The organism is Enterobacter sp. 296B2 (assembly GCF_034106185.1).
GTDB classification, from domain to species: Bacteria; Pseudomonadota; Gammaproteobacteria; order Enterobacterales; family Enterobacteriaceae; genus Enterobacter; species Enterobacter cloacae_N.
In genome coordinates, this window is sequence record NZ_JAWNCA010000020.1 from 13920 (window position 1) to 38422 (window position 24503).

The following is a 24503-nucleotide window of genomic DNA, read 5'->3' on the forward strand; positions in this document are numbered from 1 at the left end:
ATTCGTTGAAAATCAGGCCCCTGCTGGGGGCCTTAAAAAGGAATGTAAATCGCCATGTTACTACCCTGGCTAATATTAATTCCCTTCATCGGCGGCTTCCTGTGCTGGCAGACTGAACGCTTTGGCGTGAAGATGCCGCGCTGGATCGCGCTGATCACCATGGGATTGACGCTCGCGCTTGGCCTGCAACTGTGGTTGCAGGGCGGTTACTCACTGACCCAGTCTGCGGGCATTCCGCAGTGGCAGTCTGAGTTTATCCTGCCGTGGATCCCGCGTTTCGGTATCACCATCCACCTGGCGATTGACGGTCTGTCGCTGCTGATGGTAGTGCTGACTGGTCTGCTCGGCGTTCTGGCGGTACTCTGCTCCTGGCGAGAAATCGAAAAATACCAGGGCTTCTTCCACCTGAACCTGATGTGGATCCTGGGCGGCGTGATCGGCGTGTTCCTTGCCATCGACATGTTCCTGTTCTTCTTCTTCTGGGAGATGATGCTGGTGCCGATGTACTTCCTGATCGCGCTGTGGGGCCACAAGGCGTCCGACGGTAAAACGCGTATCACGGCGGCAACCAAATTCTTCATCTATACCCAGGCGAGTGGTCTGGTGATGCTGATTGCGATTCTGGCGCTGGTGTTTGTTCACCACAACGCGACCGGCACCTGGACCTTCAACTACGAAGATCTGCTGAAGACACCAATGTCCCACGGCGTTGAATACCTGCTGATGCTGGGCTTCTTCATCGCCTTCGCGGTGAAAATGCCGGTGGTTCCGCTGCACGGCTGGCTGCCAGACGCGCACTCTCAGGCACCAACGGCGGGTTCCGTTGACCTGGCGGGCATCTTGCTGAAAACGGCGGCCTACGGTCTGCTGCGCTTCGCACTGCCGCTGTTCCCGAATGCTTCCGCAGAGTTCGCGCCAATCGCCATGTGGCTGGGCGTAATCGGTATCTTCTACGGCGCGTGGATGGCCTTCACGCAGTACGACATCAAGCGTTTGATTGCCTACACCTCCGTTTCCCACATGGGCTTCGTGCTGATTGCTATCTACACCGGCAGCCAACTGGCGTACCAGGGCGCGGTGATCCAGATGATTGCGCACGGTCTGTCCGCAGCTGGCCTCTTCATCCTGTGCGGCCAGTTGTACGAACGTCTGCATACCCGCGACATGCGCATGATGGGCGGCCTGTGGAGCAAAATTAAGTGGCTGCCAGCGCTGTCCATGTTCTTCGCGGTGGCTACCCTGGGGATGCCGGGTACTGGTAACTTCGTCGGCGAATTTATGATTCTGTTCGGCAGCTTCAAAGTGGTACCGGTGATTACCGTGATCTCCACCTTTGGTCTGGTTTTCGCTTCCGTGTACTCGCTGGCGATGCTGCACCGCGCTTACTTCGGTAAAGCGAAGAGCGAAATTGCTGCACAAGAACTGCCGGGGATGTCGCTGCGCGAGCTGTTCATCATCCTGCTGCTGGTCGTACTGCTGGTGCTGCTGGGCTTCTTCCCGCAGCCGATTCTGGATACCTCGCACAGCGCGATGGGTAACATCCAGCAGTGGTTTGTTAATTCTGCTTCTACTACAAGGCCGTAATTCGCCATGACAATAACTCCACAACAACTGATCGCGCTGCTACCGCTGCTGATCGTCGGATTGACGGTGGTGGTTGTGATGCTCTCCATTGCGTGGCGACGCAATCACTTCCTGAATGCCACGCTGTCGGTCATCGGACTGAACGCCGCGTTAGTCTCTCTCTGGTTTGTTGGCCAGGGTGGGGCGATGGACGTCACCCCGCTGATGCGCGTTGACGGCTATGCCATGCTTTACACCGGTCTGGTACTGCTGGCGAGCCTGGCGACCTGTACCTTTGCGTACCCGTGGCTTGAAGGCTACAACGACAACAAAGAAGAGTTTTACCTGCTGGTTCTGATTGCCGCGCTGGGCGGCATTCTGCTGGCGAATGCCAACCACCTGGCCGCGCTGTTCCTCGGTATTGAGCTGATCTCTCTGCCGCTGTTCGGCCTGATTGGTTACGCCTTCCGCCAGAAGCGTTCTCTGGAAGCGAGCATCAAGTACACCATTCTGTCTGCTGCTGCGTCCTCGTTCCTGCTGTTTGGCATTGCGCTGCTGTACGCACAGTCCGGTAACCTCTCCTTCATGGCGCTCGGCAAGAGCCTCGGTGATGGCATGCTGCATGAGCCGCTGCTGCTGGCGGGTCTGGGTATGATGATCGTTGGCCTCGGCTTCAAGCTCTCTCTGGTTCCGTTCCACCTGTGGACGCCAGACGTCTACCAGGGCGCTCCGGCGCCGGTGTCGACCTTCCTGGCGACGGCGAGCAAAATCGCTATCTTCGGTGTGGTCATGCGTCTGTTCCTGTACGCGCCGGTCGGTGACAGCGAAGCGGTTCGCGTGGTGCTGGGCATTATCGCGTTCGTCTCCATCATCTTCGGTAACCTGATGGCGCTGAGCCAGACCAACATCAAGCGTCTGCTGGGCTACTCGTCCATCTCTCATCTGGGCTACCTGCTGGTGGCGCTGATTGCGCTGCAGAGCGGTGAGATGTCAATGGAAGCCGTGGGCGTGTATCTGGCAGGTTACCTGTTCAGCAGCCTCGGCGCCTTCGGCGTGGTGAGCCTGATGTCCAGCCCGTACCGTGGCCCGGATGCCGATTCACTGTTCTCCTACCGTGGTCTGTTCTGGCACCGTCCGATCCTGTCCGCGGTGATGACCGTGATGATGCTCTCTCTGGCGGGTATCCCAATGACGCTGGGCTTTATCGGTAAGTTCTACGTGCTGGCCGTTGGTGTGCAGGCACACCTGTGGTGGCTGACTGCGAGCGTGGTGATTGGCTCCGCGATTGGCCTCTACTACTACCTGCGCGTGGCGGTGAGCCTGTATCTGAGTGCGCCTCAGCAGCTCAACCGTGATGCGCCATCCAACTGGCAGTACAGCGCCGGGGGTATCGTGGTACTCATCTCCGCGCTGCTGGTGCTGATCTTCGGTATCTATCCGCAGCCGCTGATTGATATTGTGCAGCGAGCGATGCCATTAATGTAAAAACAAAAAACCCGCCTCGGCGGGTTTTTTATGGTTTGCGCCCTCTCCCTGTGGGAGAGGGATGGGGTGAGGGCACCAGCCCGCACAGGACTTAAGCCAGCTGTTTCCTGCTAATCAACGGCCCGTCAATCTTCTTCATCGAGCGGTCCAGCACCTCTTCAATCACCGACGACAGCTCGTTCAGCTCAAACTTCGCCACATACCCGTCCGCCTTCACCTTGCGAATATGATCTTCGTTAGCGTTGCCGGAAAGGGACGAGTGGATCACCACCGGAATATCTTTCAGGACCGGGTCGGTTTTGATTTTGCGCGTCAGCGTAAATCCGTCCATCTCCGGCATTTCGAGGTCGGTCAGCACCAGGGCGATCTTGTCTGTGATCGGCACACCCTCAGCCTGCGCCTGAGCGGCCAGCACGCCAATTTTCTCCCACGCGTCTTTGCCGGTGATGTGCAACTGCGCCGGGATCTCCATCGCCTGCAGACCTTTCTCCAGCATCGAACGCGCTACTTTGGAATCTTCCGCCACAATGGCGACCGAACCCGGCTTGATGTTGAATTTGGTAGTCTTCAGATTGGTCGCGTGCAGATCGTGATTGGCCGGGGTGATGTCATACAGGATCTGCTCAACGTCCAGCACCATCGCCAGATCGTTGGTATCCGTTTTCTCATCGAGGCAGGCAATGCTGGTGATATAGCGGCCACTGACGGCGGTTTCCGCCGCGTGCACCTGCTTCCAGTCCAGACGCATGATGTTCTCAACCGATTCCACGGCAAAGGCCTGCACGCTGCGGGCGTATTCGGTGATCAGCAGGATGTTCAGCCCGGTGGTGGGCTTACAGCCCGCCACGGCGGCCAGGTCGATCACCGGGATCACCTGATCGCGTATATTTACCATCCCCATCAGCGGTGATTTCATCCCGGCGGGTTTTGTGAATTCCGGCATCGGCACAATTTCACGCAGCTTAAAAACGTTAATGCCAAACAGCTCGGATTTATTTTCGTTCAGAGAGGTGCCAAGACGGAACAGCAACAGTTCAAAACGGTTCGACAGGGTGAGATTCGCCCTGTCATCAATATCTTTCTGGAAATTATCCATTCTACCCTCGAGAGAAATGCTGACCTTTTAATCGTTATCGGCATTCTGAGAGAAAAATGAAGGGTTAAACGCTGACCTTAGCGAAATCTTCGGCCAGCTCGCACGCCGGGAACACCGCCAGGCACTCTGCCAGCAGGCTTGCGCACCCCCGCGCGTCGTAGCGGGAGCTAACATGAGTGACGATCAGTCTCCCTACACCCGCATCACGGGCAAGCTGCGCCGCCTGACGCGTTGAGCTGTGGCCGCGGCCGTTGGCTTTCTCTTCCATCGCCGTCTCCAGCGTGGCTTCGTGCACCATCACGTCCACGCCCCGGGCAAGCGTGAGCGCCGTCGGGCAGGGGGCCGTATCGCCAAAAATCGCCAGTTTTTTGCCTGGCTGCGGTGCGGAGAGATAATCCTGGCCGTTGATGGCGCGTCCGTCCTCCAGCGTGACGGTCTCGCCCTGTTTGAGTCGCTGGAACAGCGGACCGGGTTTTACGCCGTCGGCCATCAGCGCGGCGGCATCCAGCGCGCCGGGTTTGTCATGCGCTTCAACACGGTAGCCATAGCATTCCACAGGATGATTGAGCGGTTGAGCACTAACCCGATAATCTCCGTCATCGAATACCTGGCCTTCGGTAATCTCAACCACCTCCAGCGGATAATCGGTCCACGACCCGCTCAGGCGCAGCGTGGTTTCAACAAATTCACGAATACCCGCAGGTCCGTAAATCGTCAGCGGGTTGGCGTTACCGGCCATAGAGCGGCTGCACAGCAGGCCGGGAAGGCCAAACAGATGGTCGCCATGAAGATGAGTAATAAAAATTTTGTCCAGCTTGCCGGGGTGATACGAGGTATGTAACAGCTGATGCTGCGTCCCCTCACCGCAGTCAAACAGCCACAGCCCGCCGCGGGTGGGATGCTTAAGATCCAGCAGAATTGCCGTCACGTTTCGTGAGCGGGTTGGCACGCCAGCGGACGTACCCAGAAAAATCAGTTCCATAACGCAATCAGCCCTTTGCTGAACGGGGAGGGGTTTAGTATAACGTGATGAACCCCAGGAAGGAGAAAGAGATGATCCAGTGGCAAGATTTACATCATAGTGAGCTCACCGTTCATTCGCTCTACGCGCTGCTTAAACTGCGCTGCGAAGTGTTTGTGGTTGAACAGACCTGCCCGTATCAGGACATCGACGGCGATGACCTCGTTGGCGAAAACCGCCATATCCTTGGCTGGAAGGATGACGAACTGGTGGCGTATGCGAGGATTCTGAAAAGCGAGGACGATGTCGAGCCCGTCGCGATAGGTCGGGTTATCGTCAGCGGTAACGCGCGCGGTGAAAAGCTGGGCTATCGGCTGATGGAAAAAACGCTGGAGGCGTGCCAAAAACAGTGGCCGGACAAGGCGTTATACCTGGGCGCGCAGGCACACCTGCAATCCTTCTACGGTCATTTCGGTTTTATGCCGGTCACCGACATCTACGACGAAGACGGTATTCCGCACATCGGCATGGCGCGCGAAGCGAAACAGGCGTAATGGCGCGTCGTTGTCTATAGTTAGCGGACTGGTGTACTAACATGGAGAAAAATATGTCATTTCAATCCTGGGATACCCGTATCGACGACGACCTGACCTTACTGAGCGAAACGCTGGAAGAGGTGTTACGTTCCTCAGGCGACCCTGCCGATCAGAAATATATCGAGCTGAAAGCCCGTGCAGAGCAGGCGCTCCACGACGTTAAAAACCGCGTCAGCCATGCGTCTGATACGTATTACTACCGCGCCAAAAAAGCGGTTTATCGTGCCGATGACTACGTCCATGAAAAACCGTGGCAGGGCATTGGGGTGGGGGCAGCCGTAGGGCTGGTGCTGGGGCTGCTGCTGGCCCGTCGTTAAGGCGCTTAACCACTCCCTATACGTGGGTACTGATATTTCTTATGGTACCCCGTATAATATGAGGTTTTAACAGGGAGAGGTTCGCGTGAATTCGATTTTCCTCGCGCTGGAGCACCTGCGTACCCAGCTTGCGCAAGCGTTACCTGCAACATCCGGTCTGCGTCAATTCGACGTCTCTTTCCCGTTAAACGATGCCTTCGATCCCCTCGCCTGGCTGGGCGAGCAGCAGTGCTATCCGCAGTTTTACTGGCAACAGCGTAACGGCGATGAAGAGCTGGCCGCGCTGGGAGCGGTTACCCAATTCTCCTCTCTGGCGTTAGCCTCGCAGTTTTTGCGCGCGCAACACGCGCCTGAAGATACCCGTATCTGCGGCCTGAACGCGTTTAACCCGGAGCAGGGCAGCCTCTTTTTACCGCGTCTGCTGTGGCGTCGTACCGCTGGCCACGCCACGTTGCGCCTGCAGCTGTGGAGCGACAGCTCGCTTGAGGACGATGCCGACACCGCGCGTGCGCTCTTACAGCAACTCCTTCCCGCAAAACCCATCCGTCCGCTCTCCGTGCAGGTTGAGCGCGAAACCCATCATCCGGAAAAACCGCAATGGCTTAGCCTTATCGGCAAAGCGACAGAGACGATTGCACGCGGTGATTTCGAAAAGGTGGTTCTCGCCCGCGCAACCGATTTGCAGTGTAAACAGCGCGTTAACCCCGTCGCGCTGATGGCCGCCAGCCGCGCCCTGAATTTAAACTGCTATCATTTTTGCATGATATTCGACGCCAGCAATGCGTTTCTCGGCTCCACGCCAGAGCGTCTCTGGCGGCGGCGCGGCAAGCTGCTGCGCACCGAAGCGCTGGCGGGCACCGTTGCCAGCCATACTGACGATAAGCAGGCGCAGCGTCTCGGCGAGTGGCTGCTGAATGACGATAAAAACCAGCGCGAAAATATGCTGGTGGTGGAGGATATATGCCAGCGTCTTCAGCACCATACGCAGACGCTGGAGGTGTTGCCGGCTCAGGTCGTCCGCCTGCGTAAAGTGCAGCATTTACGCCGCTGTATCTGGACCGAGCTTAAGCAGGCCGACGATGAGCTGTGCCTGCACGTGCTCCAGCCGACGGCGGCGGTAGCCGGGCTACCGCGACAGCCTGCGCGTGAGTTTATACAGCACGTAGAACCCTTCAACCGCGAGTGGTACGCCGGCTCAGCCGGGTATTTATCCCCCGAGCAAAGCGAGTTCTGCGTGGCGCTGCGCTCTGCGCGCGTCCGGGAAGACGCCCTGCGGCTCTACGCCGGGGCGGGCATTGTCAGCGGGTCTGACCCGGAGCAGGAGTGGCAGGAGATTGAAAACAAAGCTGCCGGATTGCGCTCTCTGCTCCTAAGGGATTAATACAGATTCGCGCAATCCCGATTCATATCAAAATTCCAATTTTTTCTATTATTTATACTGTGTCGCATTCTTGATACCGGACAATCTCATGTCAGTAAGTTCTTTTAACCGACGCTGGGCGGCGGTGATCCTTGAAGCCCTGACGCGCCATGGCGTCAGGCACGTGTGTATTGCACCGGGTTCTCGTTCAACGCCGCTGACGCTGGCAGCCGCTGAAAACCGGGCGTTGATTCACCACACCCATTTTGACGAACGCGGCCTTGGCCATCTCGCGCTCGGGCTGGCGAAGGTTAGCAAAGAACCCGTGGCGGTGATCGTCACCTCCGGTACCGCCGTGGCGAACCTCTATCCGGCACTGATTGAAGCCGGGTTAACCGGTGAAAAGCTGATCCTGCTGACGGCCGACCGCCCGCCTGAGCTAATCGACTGTGGCGCCAATCAGGCCATACGCCAGCCGGGACTGTTTTCTTCGCATCCCTCACAGACGGTTTCGTTACCGCGTCCTACCCAGGATATTCCGGCAAGCTGGCTGGTCTCCACCGTCGATCACGCCATGGCAACATTGCGCAGCGGGGCGCTGCATATCAATTGCCCGTTTGCCGAACCGCTTTACGGGGAGCTGGACGATACCGGTATTGACTGGCTGCAGTCACTCGGCGACTGGTGGCAGAGTGAAAAGCCGTGGCTGCGCGAGCAGACGCATCTTGAGAGCGCGAAGCAGCGCGACTGGTTCTTCTGGCGGCAGAAGCGCGGCGTGGTTATCGCCGGGCGCATGAGCGCCGCCGAAGGCAGGCGGGTCGCCGAATGGGCGCAAACCCTTGGCTGGCCGCTGATTGGCGACGTGCTTTCCCAGACCGGTCAGCCGCTGCCGTGCGCCGATCTCTGGCTGGGTAACGCGAAAGCGGTTACTGAGCTTTCACAGGCGCAGATTGTGGTCCAGATCGGCGCAAGCCTTACCGGCAAACGTCTGCTGCAGTGGCAGGCGACCTGCACGCCTGAAGAGTACTGGGTGGTGGACGCGCTGGAAGGGCGGCTCGACCCGGCGCACCATCGCGGCCGTCGTCTGGTGAGCGAAATTGACAGCTGGCTGGAACTGCACCCGGCGGAAAAACGTCAGCCCTGGGCGGTGGCGATCCCGGAGCTGTCGCGTCAGGCGTGGGAAATCACCAAAGCGCGCTGTGAGGCATTCAGCGAAGCCGGGCTGGCGCACCGTATTCGCCAGTACCTGCCTGAACAGGGCCAGTTGTTTGTCGGCAACAGCCTCGTCGTGCGGCTGATTGACGCCTTTTCGAAGCTGCCGGCGGGCTATCCGGTTTACAGCAACCGTGGCGCCAGCGGCATCGACGGGCTGATCTCGACGGCGGCAGGCGTGCAGCGCGCCAGCGCGAAATCGACGCTGGCGATCGTGGGCGATCTTTCCGCGCTCTACGATCTCAACGCGCTGGCGCTGCTGCGTCAGGCATCTGCACCGTTTGTGCTGATTGTAGTCAATAATAACGGCGGGCAGATCTTCTCCCTGTTACCGACGCCCCAGAGCGAGCGCGAGCGCTTCTATCTGATGCCGCAGAACGTGCAGTTTGAACACGCCGCGGCGATGTTTAGCCTGAAATACCATCGTCCGGAAAGCTGGGAACAGCTGGATGCGGCGTTAAGCACCGCCTGGAAGCAGCCGGGCGCGACGCTGATTGAGCTGGTGGTGAACGAGGCCGACGGCGCGCAGACCCTGCAAAGCCTGCTGGCGCAGGTGAGCCAGCTGTGATCCTCTCGGGCGTGCAGCAGGCCGGAAAGCCAGGCTATCCCTGGCTGGTCTTTTTGCACGGTTTTTCCGGCGACTGCCGCGAGTGGCAGGATGTCGGGAAGACGCTCAGCGAGTATCCCCGGCTCTATCTTGACCTGCCGGGCCACGGTGAGTCAGGGGAGATAACCGTGACGGGGTTCGACGAGATGAGTCATTTGCTCACCCGAACCCTTCTTAGTTACAACATACTAAACTTCTGGCTGGTGGGGTACTCCCTCGGCGGCCGCATTGCGATGTTTCATGCCTGCCAGCAGCCGAAGGGGCTGCATGGGGTGATTGTTGAAGGTGGGCATCCGGGTCTGCAGGATCAGAACGAGCGCACTGCGCGGCGGTTATCCGACCATCGCTGGGCAACGCGTTTTCGCACCGAACCGCTGGAAACGGTTTTTACCGACTGGTATCAACAGCCCGTGTTTGCCTCCCTCACGGACGACCAGCGCAAGGCGCTTGTTACCCTGCGCAGCCAGAACAACGGCTCGACGCTGGCGAAGATGCTCGACGCAACATCGCTGGCCGTGCAGCCCGATTTGCGTGCCGCGATTAGCGTATGCAATTTCCCTTTTGACTATCTCTATGGTGAACGGGATGAGAAGTTCGCGGCCCTGGCCGCTGAGCTGGACGCCGTTCACCATGCGATTCCCAACGCCGGACACAACGCCCACCGGGAAAACCCCGACGCGGTTGCCGCGAGTCTGGCTCAGATACTGCGTCTTCGAATAAAGGACACTCTATGATCTATCCTGATGAACATATGCTTTATGCGCCGGTTGAATGGCAGGACTGCTCCGAAGGCTACACCGACATTCGTTACCACAAATCCACCGACGGCATTGCCAAAATCACCATCAACCGTCCGCAGGTGCGTAACGCCTTCCGTCCGCTGACCGTCAAAGAGATGATTCAGGCCCTGGCGGATGCGCGCTACGACGACAGCATCGGCGTGATTGTGCTGACCGGCGAAGGTGAGAAAGCCTTCTGCTCCGGTGGCGATCAGAAAGTGCGTGGCGACTACGGCGGATATCAGGACGATGCGGGTACGCACCACCTGAACGTGCTCGATTTCCAGCGCCAGATCCGCACCTGTCCGAAACCGGTGGTGGCGATGGTGGCGGGTTACTCCATAGGCGGCGGCCACGTGCTGCACATGATGTGCGACCTGACTATCGCCGCGGAAAACGCCATCTTCGGCCAGACCGGCCCGAAAGTAGGCTCTTTCGACGGCGGCTGGGGCGCGTCCTATATGGCGCGCATCGTCGGGCAGAAAAAAGCCCGCGAAATCTGGTTCCTGTGCCGTCAGTACAACGCTCAGGAAGCGCTGGATATGGGCCTGGTCAATACCGTGGTACCGATTGCCGATCTCGAAAAAGAGACCGTGCGCTGGTGCCGCGAAATGCTGCAAAACAGCCCGATGGCGCTGCGCTGCCTGAAGGCCGCGCTCAACGCCGACTGTGACGGTCAGGCGGGCCTGCAGGAGCTGGCGGGCAACGCCACCATGCTGTTCTACATGACCGAAGAGGGTCAGGAAGGACGCAACGCGTTTAACGAAAAACGCCAGCCGGACTTCAGCAAATACAAACGGAACCCGTAATGCGTCGCGCGCAGGTTTATCGCTGGCAGATACCGATGGACGCGGGCGTGGTGCTGCGTGAACGGCGGTTAAAAACCCGTGACGGCTTCTTCGTTCATCTGCAGCAGGACGAGCGGGAAGGCTGGGGCGAGATTTCGCCTCTGCCGGGCTTTAGCCTGGAGTCGCTGGATGACGCGCAGGCTGCGCTGCTGGCGTGGGCAAAGGCGTGGCGTGAGGGCGCAAACCCGGCGTTGCCGGACGCGCCTTCTGCGGCGTTTGGTATCAGCTGCGCGCTGGCGGAGCTGGACGGCAGCCTGCCGAAAGAGGCTAATTACCGCGCGGCACCGCTCTGCACGGGAGATCCGGACGAGCTGTTCGCGCAGCTCTCCGCCATGCCGGGCGAGAAAGTGGCGAAAATTAAAGTCGGTCTCTACGAAGCGGTGCGCGACGGAATGGTCGCTAACCTGCTGCTGGAAGCAATCCCCGATCTGCACCTGCGTCTGGATGCCAACCGCGCCTGGACGCCGCTTAAGGCGCAGCAGTTCGCGAAGTACGTCACCCCGGCGTACCGCAGCCGCATTGCCTTCCTCGAAGAACCGTGCAAAACCCGCGATGATTCGCGCGCCTTTGCCCGCGACACGGGGATTGCTATCGCCTGGGATGAAAGCCTGCGCGAAGACGATTTTGAATTTGTCGCCGAGCCCGGCGTCAGCGCGGTGGTGATTAAGCCAACGTTGACCGGTAGCCTTGCGAAGGTGCGCGAGCAGGTCGCGGCGGCGCACGCGCTGGGGCTGACGGCGGTGATCAGCTCGTCGATTGAGTCCAGCCTTGGGCTGAGTCAGCTGGCGCGCATTGCCGCCTGGCTAACGCCGGACACGGTTCCTGGCCTCGACACGCTTAATCTGATGCAGGCGCAGCTTATCCGCACGTGGCCGGACAGCGCGCTGCCGTGCCTCGACGCAGAGGCGCTGGAGCCGTTGCTATGAGCTTTACCGACTGGCCCTGGCGGCACTGGTGCGCGCGTTTTGCCGATAAACCGGCCCTGAGGCTGAATGACGAAGCGCTCTCCTGGCGCCAGTTGTGCGCGCGCGTCGACCGCCTTGCGGCAGGCTTTCATCAGCAGGGGGTGGAGGAGGGCGACGGCGTACTGTTGCTGGCCTATAACCACCCGCAAACGCTGCTGGCATGGCTGGCGCTGCTGCAGTGCGGGGCGCGTATTCTTCCCGTTAATCCGCAGCTGCCGCGTCCGCTGCTTGACGTGCTGATCCCGCAGATGACGTTGCGCTTTGCGCTGGTGCTGGACGGCCGCTACGACGGTCTTCATGCCCTGAGCATGCGCGAGCCAGCGGATACGTACTGCGCTGCGTGGCAACCGACGCGGCTGGCCTCCATGACGCTGACTTCCGGATCCACCGGGCTGCCGAAGGCGGCGGTGCATACCTGCGACGCCCATCTTGCCAGCGCTCGCGGCGTGCTGTCGCTGATGCCTTACGGAGATAACGACGACTGGCTGCTTTCGCTGCCGCTGTTTCACGTTTCCGGCCAGGGGATTTTATGGCGCTGGCTTCAGGCCGGTGCGCGCTTAACCGTGCGCGAGAAGCAGCCGCTGGAGCAGGCGCTGCGCGGCTGCACCCACGCCTCGCTGGTGCCGACCCAGCTCTGGCGTCTGCTGAATAGCGAAAGCCACATCGCATTGGAAGCGGTTTTGCTTGGCGGGGCGGCCATTCCCGTGACGCTGACGAAAAAGGCCCGGGAGCAGGGGATTCGGACGTACTGCGGCTACGGCCTGACCGAGTTTGCCTCTACCGTTTGCGCAAAAGAGGCTGACGGCGATCCGGATGTGGGCTGTGTGCTGCCGGGCAGAGAGGTGCAGGTCGTTAACGGTGAAGTCTGGATCAAAGCGCAAAGCATGGCTTCCGGCTACTGGCGGGACGGCGCGCTAATTCCGCTGACCAACGCGCAGGGCTGGTTCGCCACCCGCGATCGCGGGGAATGGCATGGCGACCGTCTGACGATTTTAGGCCGAATGGACAACCTCTTTTTCAGCGGAGGAGAGGGGATCCAGCCGGAATCGCTGGAGCGCGTTATCGCCGCGCACCCGCAGATTAACCAGGTGTTTATCGTCCCGCTGGATGACGCCGAGTTTGGACAGCGCCCGGTAGCGGTGGTGGAGTGCGAGCCGGGAACGGATATCACCCGTCTCCCGGCCTGGGTACAGGGCAGGCTGGCACGCTTTGAGCAGCCTGTTCACTGGCTGGTGCTGCCGGCTGAGCTAAAAAATGGCGGGATTAAGATCTCCCGCCAGGCGTTAAAACAGTGGGTGAATGCCCAGCTGTCCGTGTAGTTAGCCGATATCCGGCTCCGGTTTGCGCTGGCGACGACGCAGCAGGCGCAACACCGGCGGCACCACAATCACCATTACTGCCAGCGCTAACAGAACCTTCGCGACGCTGCTGTCCCAAAGTATCGACACATTGCCATTGCTGATGGACAGGGCGCGGCGCAGGTTCTGCTCCAGCATCTCACCCAGCACAAAGCCCAAAATCAGTGGTGACATCGGGAAGTGCATTTTTCGCAAGATGTAGCCGAACACGCCCAGGACCACCATCAGCACCAGGTCAAACGTGGTGCTGTGCACCGCGTACACCCCCACCGCAGAGACGGCGGCAATGGCGGGCACCAGGAACCACAGGGGAATGGTTAGCATGCGGGTGAACAGCCCAATCAGCGGGATATTCATTACCAGCAGCATCACGTTAGCGATCAGCAGCGCGGCAATCAGCCCCCAGACAATATCGGGCTGCTCGGTAAACATCGCCGGGCCGGGCGTGATGTTATAGAGCGTCAGCGCGCCCATCATCACCGCCGTGGGGCCGGAACCCGGCACGCCCAGGGTCAGCATCGGGATAAACGAGCCGCAGGCCGAGGCGTTATTAGCCGCCTCAGGCGCGGCGACGCCGCGAATATCGCCTTTACCAAAGCTGTCGCTGTTGCCGCTGAGCTTCTTCTCGGTCATGTAGGTGATGGCACTGGCGATAGTGGCCCCGGCGCCCGGCAGGATGCCGACGAAGAAGCCAATCACCGACGAGCGCAGCGTGGCGCCGATGCACTGCGCGCCCTCTTTAGCGCTAAAGAGCATCCGGCCGGTTTTGCGCACCAGCGTCTGCCCGCTGCTGGTATGCTCCAGCATCAGTAAGATCTCAGAGACAGAGAACAGGCCGATCACGACCACGATGAACTGCACGCCGTCGGACAGGTGAACGCTGTCGAAGGTAAAGCGATAAACCCCGGTGTTGGCATCCACGCCGACGGTGGCTAACCCTAAGCCAATCAGCGCGGACAAAAACGACTTCAGCGGATTTTGCGCCATCATGCTGCCGAGGCAGGCAATGGCGAACACCATGAGGGCAAAATATTCTGCCGGACCAAATGCCAGCGACCACTGGGCCAGCGCAGGCGCAAACAGAATGATGCCGCCAATGGCAATCATTGAGCCAAAGAATGAACTGACCGCAGAGATGGAGAGCGCCACGCCGCCGCGTCCCTGCCGCGCCATCGGGTAGCCGTCCAGCGCGGTCATGATCGCCGCCGCATCCCCCGGCACGTTAAGCAGGATTGACGAAATGCGTCCGCCATATTCACAGCCGATATAGACCGTTGCCAGCAGGATCAGCGCCGACTCCGCAGGCAGATGCAGGGCAAACGCCAGCGGGAGTAAAATCGCCACGCCGTTGATCGGCCCAAGGCCCGGCAGCAGGCCGACAATCGTCCCCACGAAACAGCCTATCAGGGCGATCACCAGGTTTTCCGGGGTCATCGCCACGGCGAACCCCTGCGAGAGGTAAATCCAGGTATCCATAGCGTGCTCCGTTAATTAAGCCAGGCGCCGAGCGGTAAGGTCACGTCCAGCAGGCGGTCAAAGGCGTACCACAGTAAAATCCCCATCACCACGCCAGAGATCCCCGCAGCGGGGAGGGTGGCGTTAAACAGCATGCCGATGACCATCGTCAGGATAGCGGTTGCCACCGGGAAGCCGAGCCATTCAAAGCCCCAGGCATACATCAGCAGCACGATCACCATCACCAGCAGACGCTGCAGAATGCGACGCGGCGGCCACTCGACGGTATCCGGGTGGCGAAGTAGCAGCGCCACCGAGCAGAGCAGCATCAGGCCGACGATGCCCATCGGGAAGGGGCGGGGCCCCACGGGTTCATAGCTGTACTCGCTGTGGATCTGCCAGGCGACAAACATCCCGCCAACGCAGAGCAGCAGCCATATCCCGGCAAAAATACGATCGCTCATAGCGCCTCCGCTTATTTCGCCAGGCCAAAGGCTTTCGCCTGCTCGCGGTAGTCATTCACCTGTTTTTTAACGTACTCATCAAGCGGCTTACCGGTCAGGTTAAACTCAAACAGCCCGCGCAGATCGCGCTGTTTCTTAAACTCTTCGGTCTGCTGAAGTTTGTTGAACGCGTCGACCCACCACTGGTACTCGGCATCGGTCACTTTTGGCCCGACGAAGAACCCGCGGATGATTGGCCAGACCAGGTTATAACCCTGCTCTTTGGCGGTCGGGACGTTCGCCAGCTGCCCCGGCAGTCGGTTTTCTGAGAAGACCGCCAGCACGCGGATTTTATCCCCGCTCAGGTACGGCACCATCTCGCTGAGATCGCCGGAAACGGCCTGAACGTGGTTGCCCATCAGCGCCGTGACCGGTTCGCCGCCGCCTTCAAAGGCCACGTAGCGCATCTTGTGCGGGTCAACCTTTGCCTGCTGGGCGAGAAGGGCCGCTTTCATCCAGTCCTGGCTCCCGATAGACGCCCCTGCGCCAATCACCACGCTGTTCGGATCTTTTTCCATGGCGGTCAGCAGATCTTTCAGGGATTTCCACGGGGAATCGGCACGTACGGCAATCATCCCGTAGTCGGTGCCGACGGTCGCCAGCCAGCGCACGTCGTCCACGCCGTAGCGGCCAAACTTGCCCTGCGACAGGTTCAGCAGCGAGCCGCCGGAGAAGGCCACCACCGTTCCCGCTTCTGCGGGTCGTTGTGCGACGATGGCGTTATAGGCCACCGCGCCCACGCCGCCGGGCATGTAGGTGACGCGCATCGGTTTCTCGATGGCCTTCGTCTCCAGCAGGCTAACCTGAATCAGTTTGCAGGTGAGATCGAAGCCGCCGCCCGGCTTGGCCGGGGCGATACATTCGGTACGGGACGGAGCGTCCTGGGCCTGAACGACAGAGGTACTCAACAGCAATACGCTTGCAGCAAGGGTAGAAAGTAATTGTTTTTTCATCGTTTATCCTCACGCCGGGGTACGGGTATGGGTCTTTTTTCTGATTATGTGAACCACCTTGTAGCGGTTCCGTTGCGTGATTGTTAAAACAATAACCTTTCATTTCCCTTTCAATGGGGAACCAACTTTACAGGATGTGACATGCGTCTCTTACTGGCAGAAGATAATCGTGAGCTGGCTCACTGGCTGGAGAAAGCGCTGGTGCAGGAAGGCTTTGCCGTGGACTGCGTCTCCGACGGGCGCGCCGCCGACCATCTGCTGCAGGGTGAAAATTACGCGGTTGCTATTCTGGACATCGGCATGCCCGGTTTTGACGGTCTCGAAGTGGTCCATCGCCTCAGAAAACGGGGGCAGACGCTGCCGGTGCTGTTTCTTACCGCCCGAAGCAACGTGGCGGATCGGGTGAAGGGACTGAACGCCGGGGCAGACGACTATCTGCCAAAACCGTTTGAGTTGGAGGAGCTTGACGCACGTCTGCGCGCCCTGTTGCGCCGAAGCGAGGGGCGGACGCAGGAGCGCCAGCGCCTTGGGGAGCTGGAGTATGACGACGAGGGCTTTTTCCTGCTGCGCGATGAACCGCTTTCCCTGACGCCGCGCGAGCTCTCCCTGCTGAAAGTGCTGATGCACCGCCGGACCCGTCCGGTTTCACGTCAGCAGCTTTTCGACCAGGTGTTCAGCCTTAACGACGACGTCAGCCCTGAAAGCATCGATCTCTATATTCACCGCCTGCGTAAGAAACTGGCCGGCAGCGGCGTGCGGATCACCACCCTGCGGGGGCTTGGGTACGTGCTGGAGTGCGGCGATGAGGTGGGTTAAGCCGCAGTCGCTCTACCTGCAGCTGCTGCTTTTCCTTGGCCTGCCGCTGCTGCTGCTGTGGGGATTGTCGGCCTTTAACAGCTACGTCAGCGCGCTGCAGGCGGCCACGCAGGCTTACGACCGCACGCTGTTATCTTCTGCCCGCACCATCTCAGAGCGGCTGGAGGTGCACAACGGCAGGCTGGCGGTGGACGTGCCCTGGGTGGTGCTCGACAGCTTTGAGCTCAACATGAACGACCGGCTCTACTATAAGGTTGTCGACCCCGACGGCCGGGTGATCTCCGGCTATGACGATCTGCCGAAGATGCCGCCTGCGACGTCGCGCACCACCCTTTACCCGGCGCTGGCCTGGTTTTACCACACTGAATATCGTGGCCAGGCGATTCGGGTGGCGCGTCTGCTGCAGCCCGTAACTGAAGATAATATTTTTGGCATGGCGGAGATTTACGTCGCGGAGACGCTCCAGTCCCGCCGCTATCTCGCCAGCCAGCTGCTCTTTTCATCCTGGGTCTCGCAGGGGCTGCTGGTGTTGCTGACGCTGGTGCTGACCGCGTGGCTGCTGCGCCGCGTGCTGCGCCCAATGCGCCAGCTTTCGTCTCTGATGGTGCGTCGCGAGCCGGGCCTGCTCGCGCCCCTGCCTGAGCTGCTGCCCTGGTCGGAGACCCGGCTGCTGATTGTTGCCTTTAACCGCTATATCGACAGGTTGCGCGGCGTGCTTTCGCGGCAGGAACGCTTTAACGCGGATGCGTCGCACCAGCTCAAAACCCCGCTGGCGGTGCTTAAAACGCAGGTCTCCGTCGCCCTCACTCGCCAGGATCCCGCTCTGTGGCAGGAGAGCCTGCGGGCAATGAATGCCACCCTGGACGACACTATCGTGCTCACCGAGCGGCTGTTGCAGCTTTCAGCGGTGAAGGGCAAAGAGCAGGGGGATCGTCAGTTCACGCCCGTGGATCTGGTTCAGGTGGTGCAGAACTGCTGCTTCTCCCGGCTGGCGCAGGCGCGGAGCAAGGCGATCGATTTAGGGTATGACGGCGTACAGCAGCCGGTGATGATCGAAGGCGATGACGTTCTGCTGGGTGAGCTGTGCGCCAACCTGCTGGAGAACGCGATTAAATATACGCCTGCAGGCGGGACCGTGACCGTTTTCCTGCGCGTGGACGGCGGTGCCGTTGAGCTGAGCGTTGAGGATAGCGGACCCGGCATCGAAGAGGATCAGATCTACCAGGCGATGCTGCCGTTCCACCGGCTGGACAACGTCGGGGACGCCTCTGGTTCCGGGATTGGACTGGCGCTGGCGGGGGACATCGCCCGTCTTCACCGCAGCCATTTGCAGCTGACCCGCAGCGGAACGCTGGGCGGCCTGTGCGTCAAAATGCGCTTTCTGCTGCTTACGTAAAAAAGCCGCAGGTTTCAAATCGTTACAATCTTCCTGTCCGCCGCACGCAGAGTGCTTGATCCCCGGGAGACTCAGGTTAAAATCTCGCGGTTTTGGGACTTCTCTATAATAATTATGCGGGATCGCGACAATGAAAAAAGTGGCATTACTGGGCCTCGGCCTGATGGTTGTATCTGCGGCGGCTAACGCCATTAGTGTTAATGGTTCGGCGGGTCAGGACTATACCCACCTCGGTTTTGGCATGGGTACTGAAACCTCCGGTCTGGCGATGACCGGCGGCTGGACCCACAACGACGACGACGGCGATGCGGCCAGCCTCGGCCTCGGTCTGAACATTCCTCTTGGCCCATTCCTGGCCACCGTGGGGGGTAAAGGTATCTATACCAACCCGAACGACGGTGATGAAGGGTATGCGGCGGCTGTGGGCGGCGGCCTGCAGTGGAAAATTGGCGACAGCTTTGGCCTGTTTGGTGAGTACTACTACTCTCCTGACTCTCTCTCCAGCGGCATCGACAGCTATGAAGAAGCCAACGCCGGCGCGCGCTGGACCATCATGCGTCCGATTACCCTCGAAGCGGGCTATCGTTATCTGAACCTGGCCGGTAAAGACGGTAACCGCGATAACGCGCTGGCTGATGGCCCGTATGTGGGCGTGAGCGCAGGCTTCTAATCGTTCCGGCGCGGCGTTCCGTCGCGCCAGTTTCTCTCATCTCCCTCCCACGTTTGCGCTATAGTGTTTTGACCAAATAAGCGGGAGAACACAATGATTAACGTGGAGATGTTATCCACCGGCGACGAAGTGCTGCATGGACAGATTATCGATACCAATGCTGCCTGGCTTGCCGATCTTTTCTTTGAGCAAGGATTACCGTTAACGCGCCGCAATACCGTGGGCGACAATCTTGAGTCGCTGGTCGCTATTCTGCGCGAGCGCAGCGAACAGTGCGACGTGCTGATCGTGAACGGCGGGCTTGGCCCCACCGGTGACGATCTCAGCGCGCTGGCCGCCGCGACCGCAAAAGGCGAAGGGCTGGTGCTGCACGAGGCGTGGCTTTCGCAGATGGAGCGCTTCTTCTCCGAACGTGGCCGCGTCATGGCCCCCAGCAACCGCAAACAGGCTGAAATTCCCGCCAGCGCCGAGCTGGTTGATAACCCGGTCGGTACCGCATGCGGGTTCGCCATGCAGCTGAACCGCTGCCTGATGTTCTTCACGCCGGGCGTACCTTCCGAATTTAAGGTGATGGTCGAACAGCAGATCCTGCCGCGGCTTCGCGCTCGTTTTACCCTGCCAGAACCTCCGCTGTGCCTGCGCCTGACGACCTTTGGCCGCTCGGAAAGCGATCTGGCCCAGAGCCTCGATCGCCTCCCGCTGCCGCCGGGCGTGTCCATGGGCTATCGCTCCTCTATGCCGATCATTGAACTCAAATTAACAGGACCTGCTGCGCAGAAAGAGGCGATGCTGGCCCTGTGGCCCGAGGTGCAGCGCGTGGCGGGCGAAAGCCTGGTTTTTGAAGGGACGGAAGGGTTACCCGTTCAGATTGCAAAACATCTCCAGACTCGCCAGCTCAGCGTGACCCTAAGCGAGCAGTTCACCGGTGGCCTGCTGGCGCTGCAGCTGTCGCGCGTCAACGCGCCGCTGCTCGCCAGCGAAGTGGTGCCGTTCCAGCAGGAGACCCTGGCGCAAACCGCCCGCTGGGCTTCCGAGAGAAGGGTGAAGCATTTTGCCGGTCTGGCGCTGTTTGTCGGCGGGCTGGATGAGGAATACCTCAACTTCGCGCTGGCGACGCCGGAAGGCACCTGGGCGCTGCGGGTGAAAATGAGCATCACCCGCCACAGCCTGGTGGTGCGTCAGGAGGTGTGCGCCATGATGGCGCTGAACATGCTGCGCCGCTGGCTCAACGGCAAAGAGGTTGCCAGCGAGCACGGCTGGATTAACGTTGTCGAGTCTTTGTTCGTTGAGTAACGCCTGTGCCGGGGCCTTTCGCCCCGGCTACGTTCAGCCCAGCGCTTTCGCCAGCAGGCTAATCGGATGTTCGCAGCGCTTGCTGGTGGACATCTCAATTTGCCATTTACAGGTTTCGCAGTCCGTCACCACGATATCCGCGCCGCTCTCTTCAATCTGGCGGAACAGCGGGGCGCCAATCGCCTGCGAGGTTTCGTAGTTTTCACGCTTAAAGCCGTAGGTTCCCGCGATGCCGCAGCAGCGCGAATCCAGCACCGTCAGCTCCAGGCCCGGAATAAGCCGCAGCAGCTCAAGCGTATAGAGCGACCAGCCCATTTTCTCCATATGACACGGCGTGTGATAGACCACTTTCAGTGGCAATGTCCCCAGCGGCAACGTCTGCCCGCCGTCCAGCTTGCGCCACAGGAAGCGCGTCGCCAGCTCGATGTGCTCGCGCAGTCCGGCGTTATCCACGTCCAGCAGGTGCGGATACTCATCGCGCAGGGTGAAGGTACAGGTGGACGAGGTCGCCAACACCGGCATGCCTTTGTCGACGATGGCTTCACGCAGGGAGGTGACATTGCTTTTGGCCTGCTTGCGCGCTTTATCGGTGAACCCGTTGGCAATCAGCGGGACGCCGCAGCACTTCTCCTTGCTGAGGAGCTGTACGCCGGTTCCCATGGCGTTAAGCACCTTCAGCAGGTCTTTACCCAGCTGCGGGTGGTTGTAATTCACATAGCAGCCGTGGAAAAAAGCCACCTGGTCGGCGTACTGCGCCTGTTCCGCCGCAACGGATTTGTACCAGCGGCGGAAGGTGCCGTGAGAATATTTCGGCAGGCTTCGGTGATGGTCAATCCTGAGCGTGGCATCCAGCAACTGGCGCACCGGTTTGAGCGAGGTCGCGGCATTCACCAGCGGGGCAAAAGGCGTTGAGACGCTGCCCATCAGATCGGTATGGCTCAGAATGGCATCGCGAAGCGACGGCTTTTGCGTGCTGTAGCGCGCCCGGGCGCGCTGGATGATATCGCCGATTTTCACGTCCGACGGGCAGGCCACTTCGCAGCGTTTACAGTTGATGCAGTATTTCAGTGCCTCGTCGTACAGCTTGCCGTCCTTCAGGCGCAGGCGTTCACCGTCCGGCCCGGCCTGCTTTGGTCCAGGGTAGCGCGGATTCACGCCGCTGACCGGGCAGACGGTGGTACACACCGTGCATTTAATGCAGCTTTCAAAACGGGTGTCGTTCATTGTTCAGCCTCCACGCGCTGGCGAATCTGCCCGGCCACATACAGCGCCGTGACGGCGCAGACCCCGCCACCGCATCCCTGAGCGATGGGATCGTACCCGCCCAGCAGCGAGCCGATGGCAAAGAGATTGCTGACGGGCTTACCGGAAAGCTGCGGGTGCAGCCGGTTATCGACAATCACGCCAAACTGCTGCCAGGGCTGTGGCGTGAAGAAATCACTCTGATACCAGTCCGCGCGGGAGGCGCTCTGCCGGACATCCAGTCCCATAATGGCTTCCCGGATGCCCTCCCGGCTGCTCAGCAGCCCGTTGCTGAAGAAGCTGCCGCTCGCCAGCACCGTATAGCGGGCACGAAGGGGGATATCATCGTGGTTGCGCGTCCAGATTTCGCTCACCCCACCGTCGGTCAGGGTGATTTTTTTCACCTCGTCACCCGCCATCCACACGCCGCCCTGCGCCACAAACTGGCGCTGAAGCTGGGTGTGCAGGCGAATGCCGGGTACGGAAGGGGGCAGCGTGGGCAGCAGGCCGAGCGAGCAGGGCAGACGATCGGAAAGCCAGCGCCACAGGCGGTTGTCGTTTAAACCAAAGCAGGCGGGCATTAACAGGGCATCGCAGGTTTCGCCGAGCGGTCTGAGCGCGTCATACAGCAGCGGCCATTTGTCCTCGTTATCCAGAAAACGGGCGATATTCACCGCGCGAAACTCGCTCGGGTTGTCGCGCAGGACATCAAGCTCGGGCAGCTCTATTTCTGCCGTGTCGGCGTTAACGCCCTGGCGACAGAGCGATGCCGCCGCGAGATGGGGCTGAAAATCCAGAAAACCGCTAATACCCACCACCCGCACTCGTCCCGCGCTGACGGGGGCAACGGGAACCTCCTCCGGGCTGAGCCACGCGGAGCGCAGGGTGCCGAGCGGCGTAACGCGCAGATGGTTTTGCCTGGCGCTCCCCTTCAGACGCGCGCCGCTGTCCGCCAGCAGCGCTTCGGCTTCCAGCGCCAGGAGGTCAATATGCTGCGCGCCAATCAGGTGATAGGGGTGCTCCGGTGGCAGCTTATCGCGGTACGCTTCGTCCAGCAGATCCAGCGAGCCCGACGAGAAGTGCAGGGCGCTCTGGCCGCGGGTGATAATGGCGCAGCGCAGCCCCTGCTTCGTGAGTTTGATGCCACAAAGCAAGCCTGCCAGCCCGCCGCCGACAATCACGGTATCAAATTTCATCGTGTTGCTCCTTCTCCAGGCCGCAAAGCCCCTGATAGACCCAGCGGGTAAATTCGCTTTCGCGCAGGGCATCCCCCCAGGCGACGGGCTGAATGCCTTTCCAGCGCTCGTTCAAAAACGCGCTGAGCTGATCGAGCGACTGGGTGGCGGTGGTGGTATGAAAACGCTGCAGCAGCCCGGCCGCACGGCAGGCGCACAGCTCGCCCTGGCAGGTGCCCATTCCGACGCGGGTGCGGCGGCGGAGATCGAGCAGGCTGTTGACCGTCAGGTTCTCTACCGCGTACTGCACTTCGCCTGCGGTAACGGCTTCGCACTCGCACACCAGACTGCGGCTCAATCTTCCTTCACCGAGCCACTGTGGCGTTCTGTCGCCGTGGCGGTAGATGGCCGAACCGCGCAGCGGCGCCGGCAGGGAGATGATTTTTTGCAGCGTTTTTTCGGTAGACTGGCGCGATCCCGGTAGAGGCTGTTCTGCCGTGACGCACGGCTCGGTATTGCCGAGCTTGCGGCAGACGGCATTGGTTGCCCACTCCGCCATCAGGCGGTAGGTCATGAGCTTGCCGCCGGTGATGGTGATAAAACCGTCCATGCCGTCGCGCTCGGCGTGATCGAGCAGCACGATGCCCCGGCTGACGTTCCGTCCGCTTGGATCGTTGTCGCTGGCGACAAGGGGACGCACGCCCGCGTAGGCGCGGAGAATACGCGTCTGCGCCATCACCGGGGCCAGTTTTTCTCCTTCGCGCAGCAGGATGTCGACCTCTTCGGCGGTCACGCGGTTGTAGTCAATCTCGCTGTAGTCCACGTGGGTGGAGGTCGTGCCGATTAACGAAATGGTGTCGCCTGGCACGAGGATATCGGCGTCAGACGGCTTGCGACAGCGGTTGATCACGTGGTTATTGATGCGGTGGTCGAGGATCAGCAGCGAGCCTTTCGCCGGGAACATGCGCACCGACAGGTCGGCATACTCCGCAATGCGCTGGCCCCAAATCCCCGCCGCGTTGACCACCACGGCGGCATACAGCTCGCTGTGCTCGTTGTACTGCGTATCAAACACCCGCACGCCGCAGATACGATGCCCCTCGCGAATAAGCCCGGTCACTTTATGTCCGGTCAGAATGTGCGCGCCATGCTCGCGGGCATCCAGCATGTTGGCGGCGGTCAGGCGGAACGGATCGACGGTGCCGTCAGGCACTTTCACCGCGCCGATAAGCGCCGGGTTCACCGATGGCTCCAGCCGCCGCGCCAGCGCCGGGTCGACGGCCTCGGCCTGAATACCCGCTGCAGTGCAGGCGGTTATAAAGGTTGACTGAAAGGCGAGGTCATCTTCGGGAAGCGTAATAAAGAGGCCGTCGGTCGGCTCAATGCAGTGGCGGGCGATGCGCTTGAGGATCTGGTTTTCAGCGATACATTCGCGCGCGGATTCACCGTCGGTAACCGCATACCGCGCGCCGCTGTGGAGCAGGCCGTGGTTTCGTCCGGTTGCGCCCGTGGCAATATCGTGGCGCTCCAGTAGCGTGACGCTTAAGCCGCGAAGGGCGCAATCGCGTGCGATGCCGGCGCCGGTTGCGCCACCGCCAATGATAATCACATCGCTGTAGCGTGGATCGTGAATTGTCATTGCCTTTCCTCTATGTTCGTTTTTTAGCATTTAGCCACATAGATCGTGTGGTTTGTTTGATTTCGAACATAAACGCGCGAAATTCGAAACTGAAACGTGATTTCATGCGCTTTTTTGCGCATTCTGTCATATTTCTGTAACAATCTGTGCGTTGTTTCACAGTAACAAACCGCATGTTTTTTTAACATCCCCGCCTCTGTAACCGGGCACGAGA

At 60.2% G+C, this 24503-nt stretch carries 22 protein-coding genes; 14 read left to right on the forward strand and 8 right to left on the reverse strand.

Translation table 11 applies throughout. The annotated features are described in order from the left end of the window. The first annotated feature begins 54 nt into the window (after nucleotides 1-54). Nucleotides 55-1584 (forward strand): NADH-quinone oxidoreductase subunit M, encoded by a 1530-nt coding sequence (nuoM, locus tag URZ40_RS15155; RefSeq protein ID WP_023312532.1) that lies wholly within the window; start codon nucleotides 55-57, stop codon nucleotides 1582-1584. Nucleotides 1585-1590: 6 nt separating this feature from the next. Beyond that, nucleotides 1591-3048 (forward strand): NADH-quinone oxidoreductase subunit NuoN, encoded by a 1458-nt coding sequence (nuoN, locus tag URZ40_RS15160; RefSeq protein WP_320720757.1) that lies wholly within the window; start codon nucleotides 1591-1593, stop codon nucleotides 3046-3048. 91 nt (nucleotides 3049-3139) lie between these two features. Here nuoN and URZ40_RS15165 read toward each other — a convergent pair whose 3' ends face one another. Both URZ40_RS15165 and rbn read right to left on the reverse strand, forming a co-directional pair. Continuing rightward, the gene (locus tag URZ40_RS15165) at nucleotides 3140-4144 is read right to left on the reverse strand and encodes a chemotaxis protein (RefSeq protein ID WP_116338576.1); all 1005 of its coding nucleotides are present in this window, start codon (nucleotides 4142-4144) and stop codon (nucleotides 3140-3142) included. Between the two features lie 64 nt (nucleotides 4145-4208). Beyond that, nucleotides 4209-5126 (reverse strand): ribonuclease BN, encoded by a 918-nt coding sequence (rbn, locus tag URZ40_RS15170; protein WP_166711866.1) that lies wholly within the window; start codon nucleotides 5124-5126, stop codon nucleotides 4209-4211. Nucleotides 5127-5197: 71 nt separating this feature from the next. Between rbn and URZ40_RS15175 the strand changes: the two genes are divergently transcribed. The 8 genes from URZ40_RS15175 (at nucleotide 5198) to menE (ending at nucleotide 13108) form a co-directional block, all read left to right on the forward strand. After that, the gene (locus URZ40_RS15175) at nucleotides 5198-5659 is read left to right on the forward strand and encodes a GNAT family N-acetyltransferase (protein ID WP_320720758.1); all 462 of its coding nucleotides are present in this window, start codon (nucleotides 5198-5200) and stop codon (nucleotides 5657-5659) included. A gap of 53 nt (nucleotides 5660-5712) precedes the next feature. After that, the gene (gene elaB, locus URZ40_RS15180; RefSeq protein ID WP_028013924.1) at nucleotides 5713-6018 is read left to right on the forward strand and encodes a stress response protein ElaB; all 306 of its coding nucleotides are present in this window, start codon (nucleotides 5713-5715) and stop codon (nucleotides 6016-6018) included. 85 nt (nucleotides 6019-6103) lie between these two features. Continuing rightward, nucleotides 6104-7399, forward strand: a complete 1296-nt coding sequence (menF, locus tag URZ40_RS15185) for an isochorismate synthase MenF (protein WP_192983192.1) — start codon at nucleotides 6104-6106, stop codon at nucleotides 7397-7399. 88 nt (nucleotides 7400-7487) lie between these two features. Continuing rightward, nucleotides 7488-9158 (forward strand): 2-succinyl-5-enolpyruvyl-6-hydroxy-3-cyclohexene-1-carboxylic-acid synthase, encoded by a 1671-nt coding sequence (gene menD / locus URZ40_RS15190; protein ID WP_320720759.1) that lies wholly within the window; start codon nucleotides 7488-7490, stop codon nucleotides 9156-9158. Continuing rightward, nucleotides 9155-9931, forward strand: coding sequence for a 2-succinyl-6-hydroxy-2,4-cyclohexadiene-1-carboxylate synthase (menH, locus tag URZ40_RS15195; protein ID WP_320720760.1), 777 nt, complete (start codon nucleotides 9155-9157; stop codon nucleotides 9929-9931). The genes menD and menH overlap by 4 nt, the downstream gene beginning before the upstream one ends. Beyond that, nucleotides 9928-10785: a 1,4-dihydroxy-2-naphthoyl-CoA synthase gene (menB, locus tag URZ40_RS15200; RefSeq protein ID WP_061097555.1), complete on the forward strand. Its 858-nt coding sequence runs from the start codon at nucleotides 9928-9930 to the stop codon at nucleotides 10783-10785. Before menH ends, menB begins: the two co-directional genes overlap by 4 nt. Continuing rightward, nucleotides 10785-11750 (forward strand): o-succinylbenzoate synthase, encoded by a 966-nt coding sequence (menC, locus tag URZ40_RS15205; RefSeq protein WP_320720761.1) that lies wholly within the window; start codon nucleotides 10785-10787, stop codon nucleotides 11748-11750. The genes menB and menC overlap by 1 nt, the downstream gene beginning before the upstream one ends. Then, nucleotides 11747-13108 (forward strand): o-succinylbenzoate--CoA ligase, encoded by a 1362-nt coding sequence (menE, locus tag URZ40_RS15210; protein WP_320720762.1) that lies wholly within the window; start codon nucleotides 11747-11749, stop codon nucleotides 13106-13108. The genes menC and menE overlap by 4 nt, the downstream gene beginning before the upstream one ends. Here the strand turns inward: menE and URZ40_RS15215 are convergent, their stop codons facing one another. The 3 genes from URZ40_RS15215 to URZ40_RS15225 are packed head-to-tail and all read right to left on the reverse strand — an operon-like array spanning nucleotide 13109 to nucleotide 16058. Then, nucleotides 13109-14623 carry a tripartite tricarboxylate transporter permease gene (locus tag URZ40_RS15215; RefSeq protein WP_320720763.1) on the reverse strand — a complete coding sequence of 505 codons (1515 nt, stop codon included), beginning with the start codon at nucleotides 14621-14623 and terminating at the stop codon, nucleotides 13109-13111. Between the two features lie 11 nt (nucleotides 14624-14634). Further along, entirely contained in the window at nucleotides 14635-15066 is a 432-nt protein-coding gene (locus URZ40_RS15220; RefSeq protein WP_014884622.1) for a tripartite tricarboxylate transporter TctB family protein, read from the reverse strand. Nucleotides 15067-15077: 11 nt separating this feature from the next. Continuing rightward, nucleotides 15078-16058 carry a tripartite tricarboxylate transporter substrate binding protein gene (locus URZ40_RS15225; protein ID WP_047363034.1) on the reverse strand — a complete coding sequence of 327 codons (981 nt, stop codon included), beginning with the start codon at nucleotides 16056-16058 and terminating at the stop codon, nucleotides 15078-15080. Nucleotides 16059-16199: 141 nt separating this feature from the next. Here URZ40_RS15225 and tctD point away from each other — a divergent pair, with 141 nt between their 5' ends. From tctD to URZ40_RS15245, 4 genes are all read left to right on the forward strand, one after another. Next, nucleotides 16200-16874: a transcriptional regulator TctD gene (tctD, locus tag URZ40_RS15230; RefSeq protein ID WP_116338597.1), complete on the forward strand. Its 675-nt coding sequence runs from the start codon at nucleotides 16200-16202 to the stop codon at nucleotides 16872-16874. Then, nucleotides 16861-18270: a sensor histidine kinase gene (locus tag URZ40_RS15235; protein ID WP_320720764.1), complete on the forward strand. Its 1410-nt coding sequence runs from the start codon at nucleotides 16861-16863 to the stop codon at nucleotides 18268-18270. Before tctD ends, URZ40_RS15235 begins: the two co-directional genes overlap by 14 nt. A 130-nt stretch (nucleotides 18271-18400) precedes the next feature. After that, a complete protein-coding gene (locus URZ40_RS15240; RefSeq protein ID WP_116338600.1) occupies nucleotides 18401-18940 on the forward strand; it encodes a YfaZ family outer membrane protein in 540 nt (179 codons plus the stop codon). Between the two features lie 93 nt (nucleotides 18941-19033). Beyond that, entirely contained in the window at nucleotides 19034-20233 is a 1200-nt protein-coding gene (locus URZ40_RS15245; protein ID WP_320720765.1) for a nicotinamide mononucleotide deamidase-related protein YfaY, read from the forward strand. Nucleotides 20234-20266: 33 nt separating this feature from the next. On the opposite strand, the gene glpC is transcribed toward URZ40_RS15245, so the two are convergent. Genes glpC through glpA form a run of 3 tightly spaced genes read right to left on the reverse strand, consistent with a single transcriptional unit; the run spans nucleotide 20267 to nucleotide 24289 of the window. Next, nucleotides 20267-21457, reverse strand: a complete 1191-nt coding sequence (gene glpC / locus URZ40_RS15250; RefSeq protein WP_192983167.1) for an anaerobic glycerol-3-phosphate dehydrogenase subunit GlpC — start codon at nucleotides 21455-21457, stop codon at nucleotides 20267-20269. Then, nucleotides 21454-22671, reverse strand: coding sequence for a glycerol-3-phosphate dehydrogenase subunit GlpB (glpB, locus tag URZ40_RS15255; protein ID WP_320720766.1), 1218 nt, complete (start codon nucleotides 22669-22671; stop codon nucleotides 21454-21456). Before glpB ends, glpC begins: the two co-directional genes overlap by 4 nt. Next, nucleotides 22661-24289, reverse strand: a complete 1629-nt coding sequence (gene glpA, locus URZ40_RS15260) for an anaerobic glycerol-3-phosphate dehydrogenase subunit A (protein WP_320720767.1) — start codon at nucleotides 24287-24289, stop codon at nucleotides 22661-22663. Before glpA ends, glpB begins: the two co-directional genes overlap by 11 nt. Nucleotides 24290-24503 lie beyond the last annotated feature (214 nt).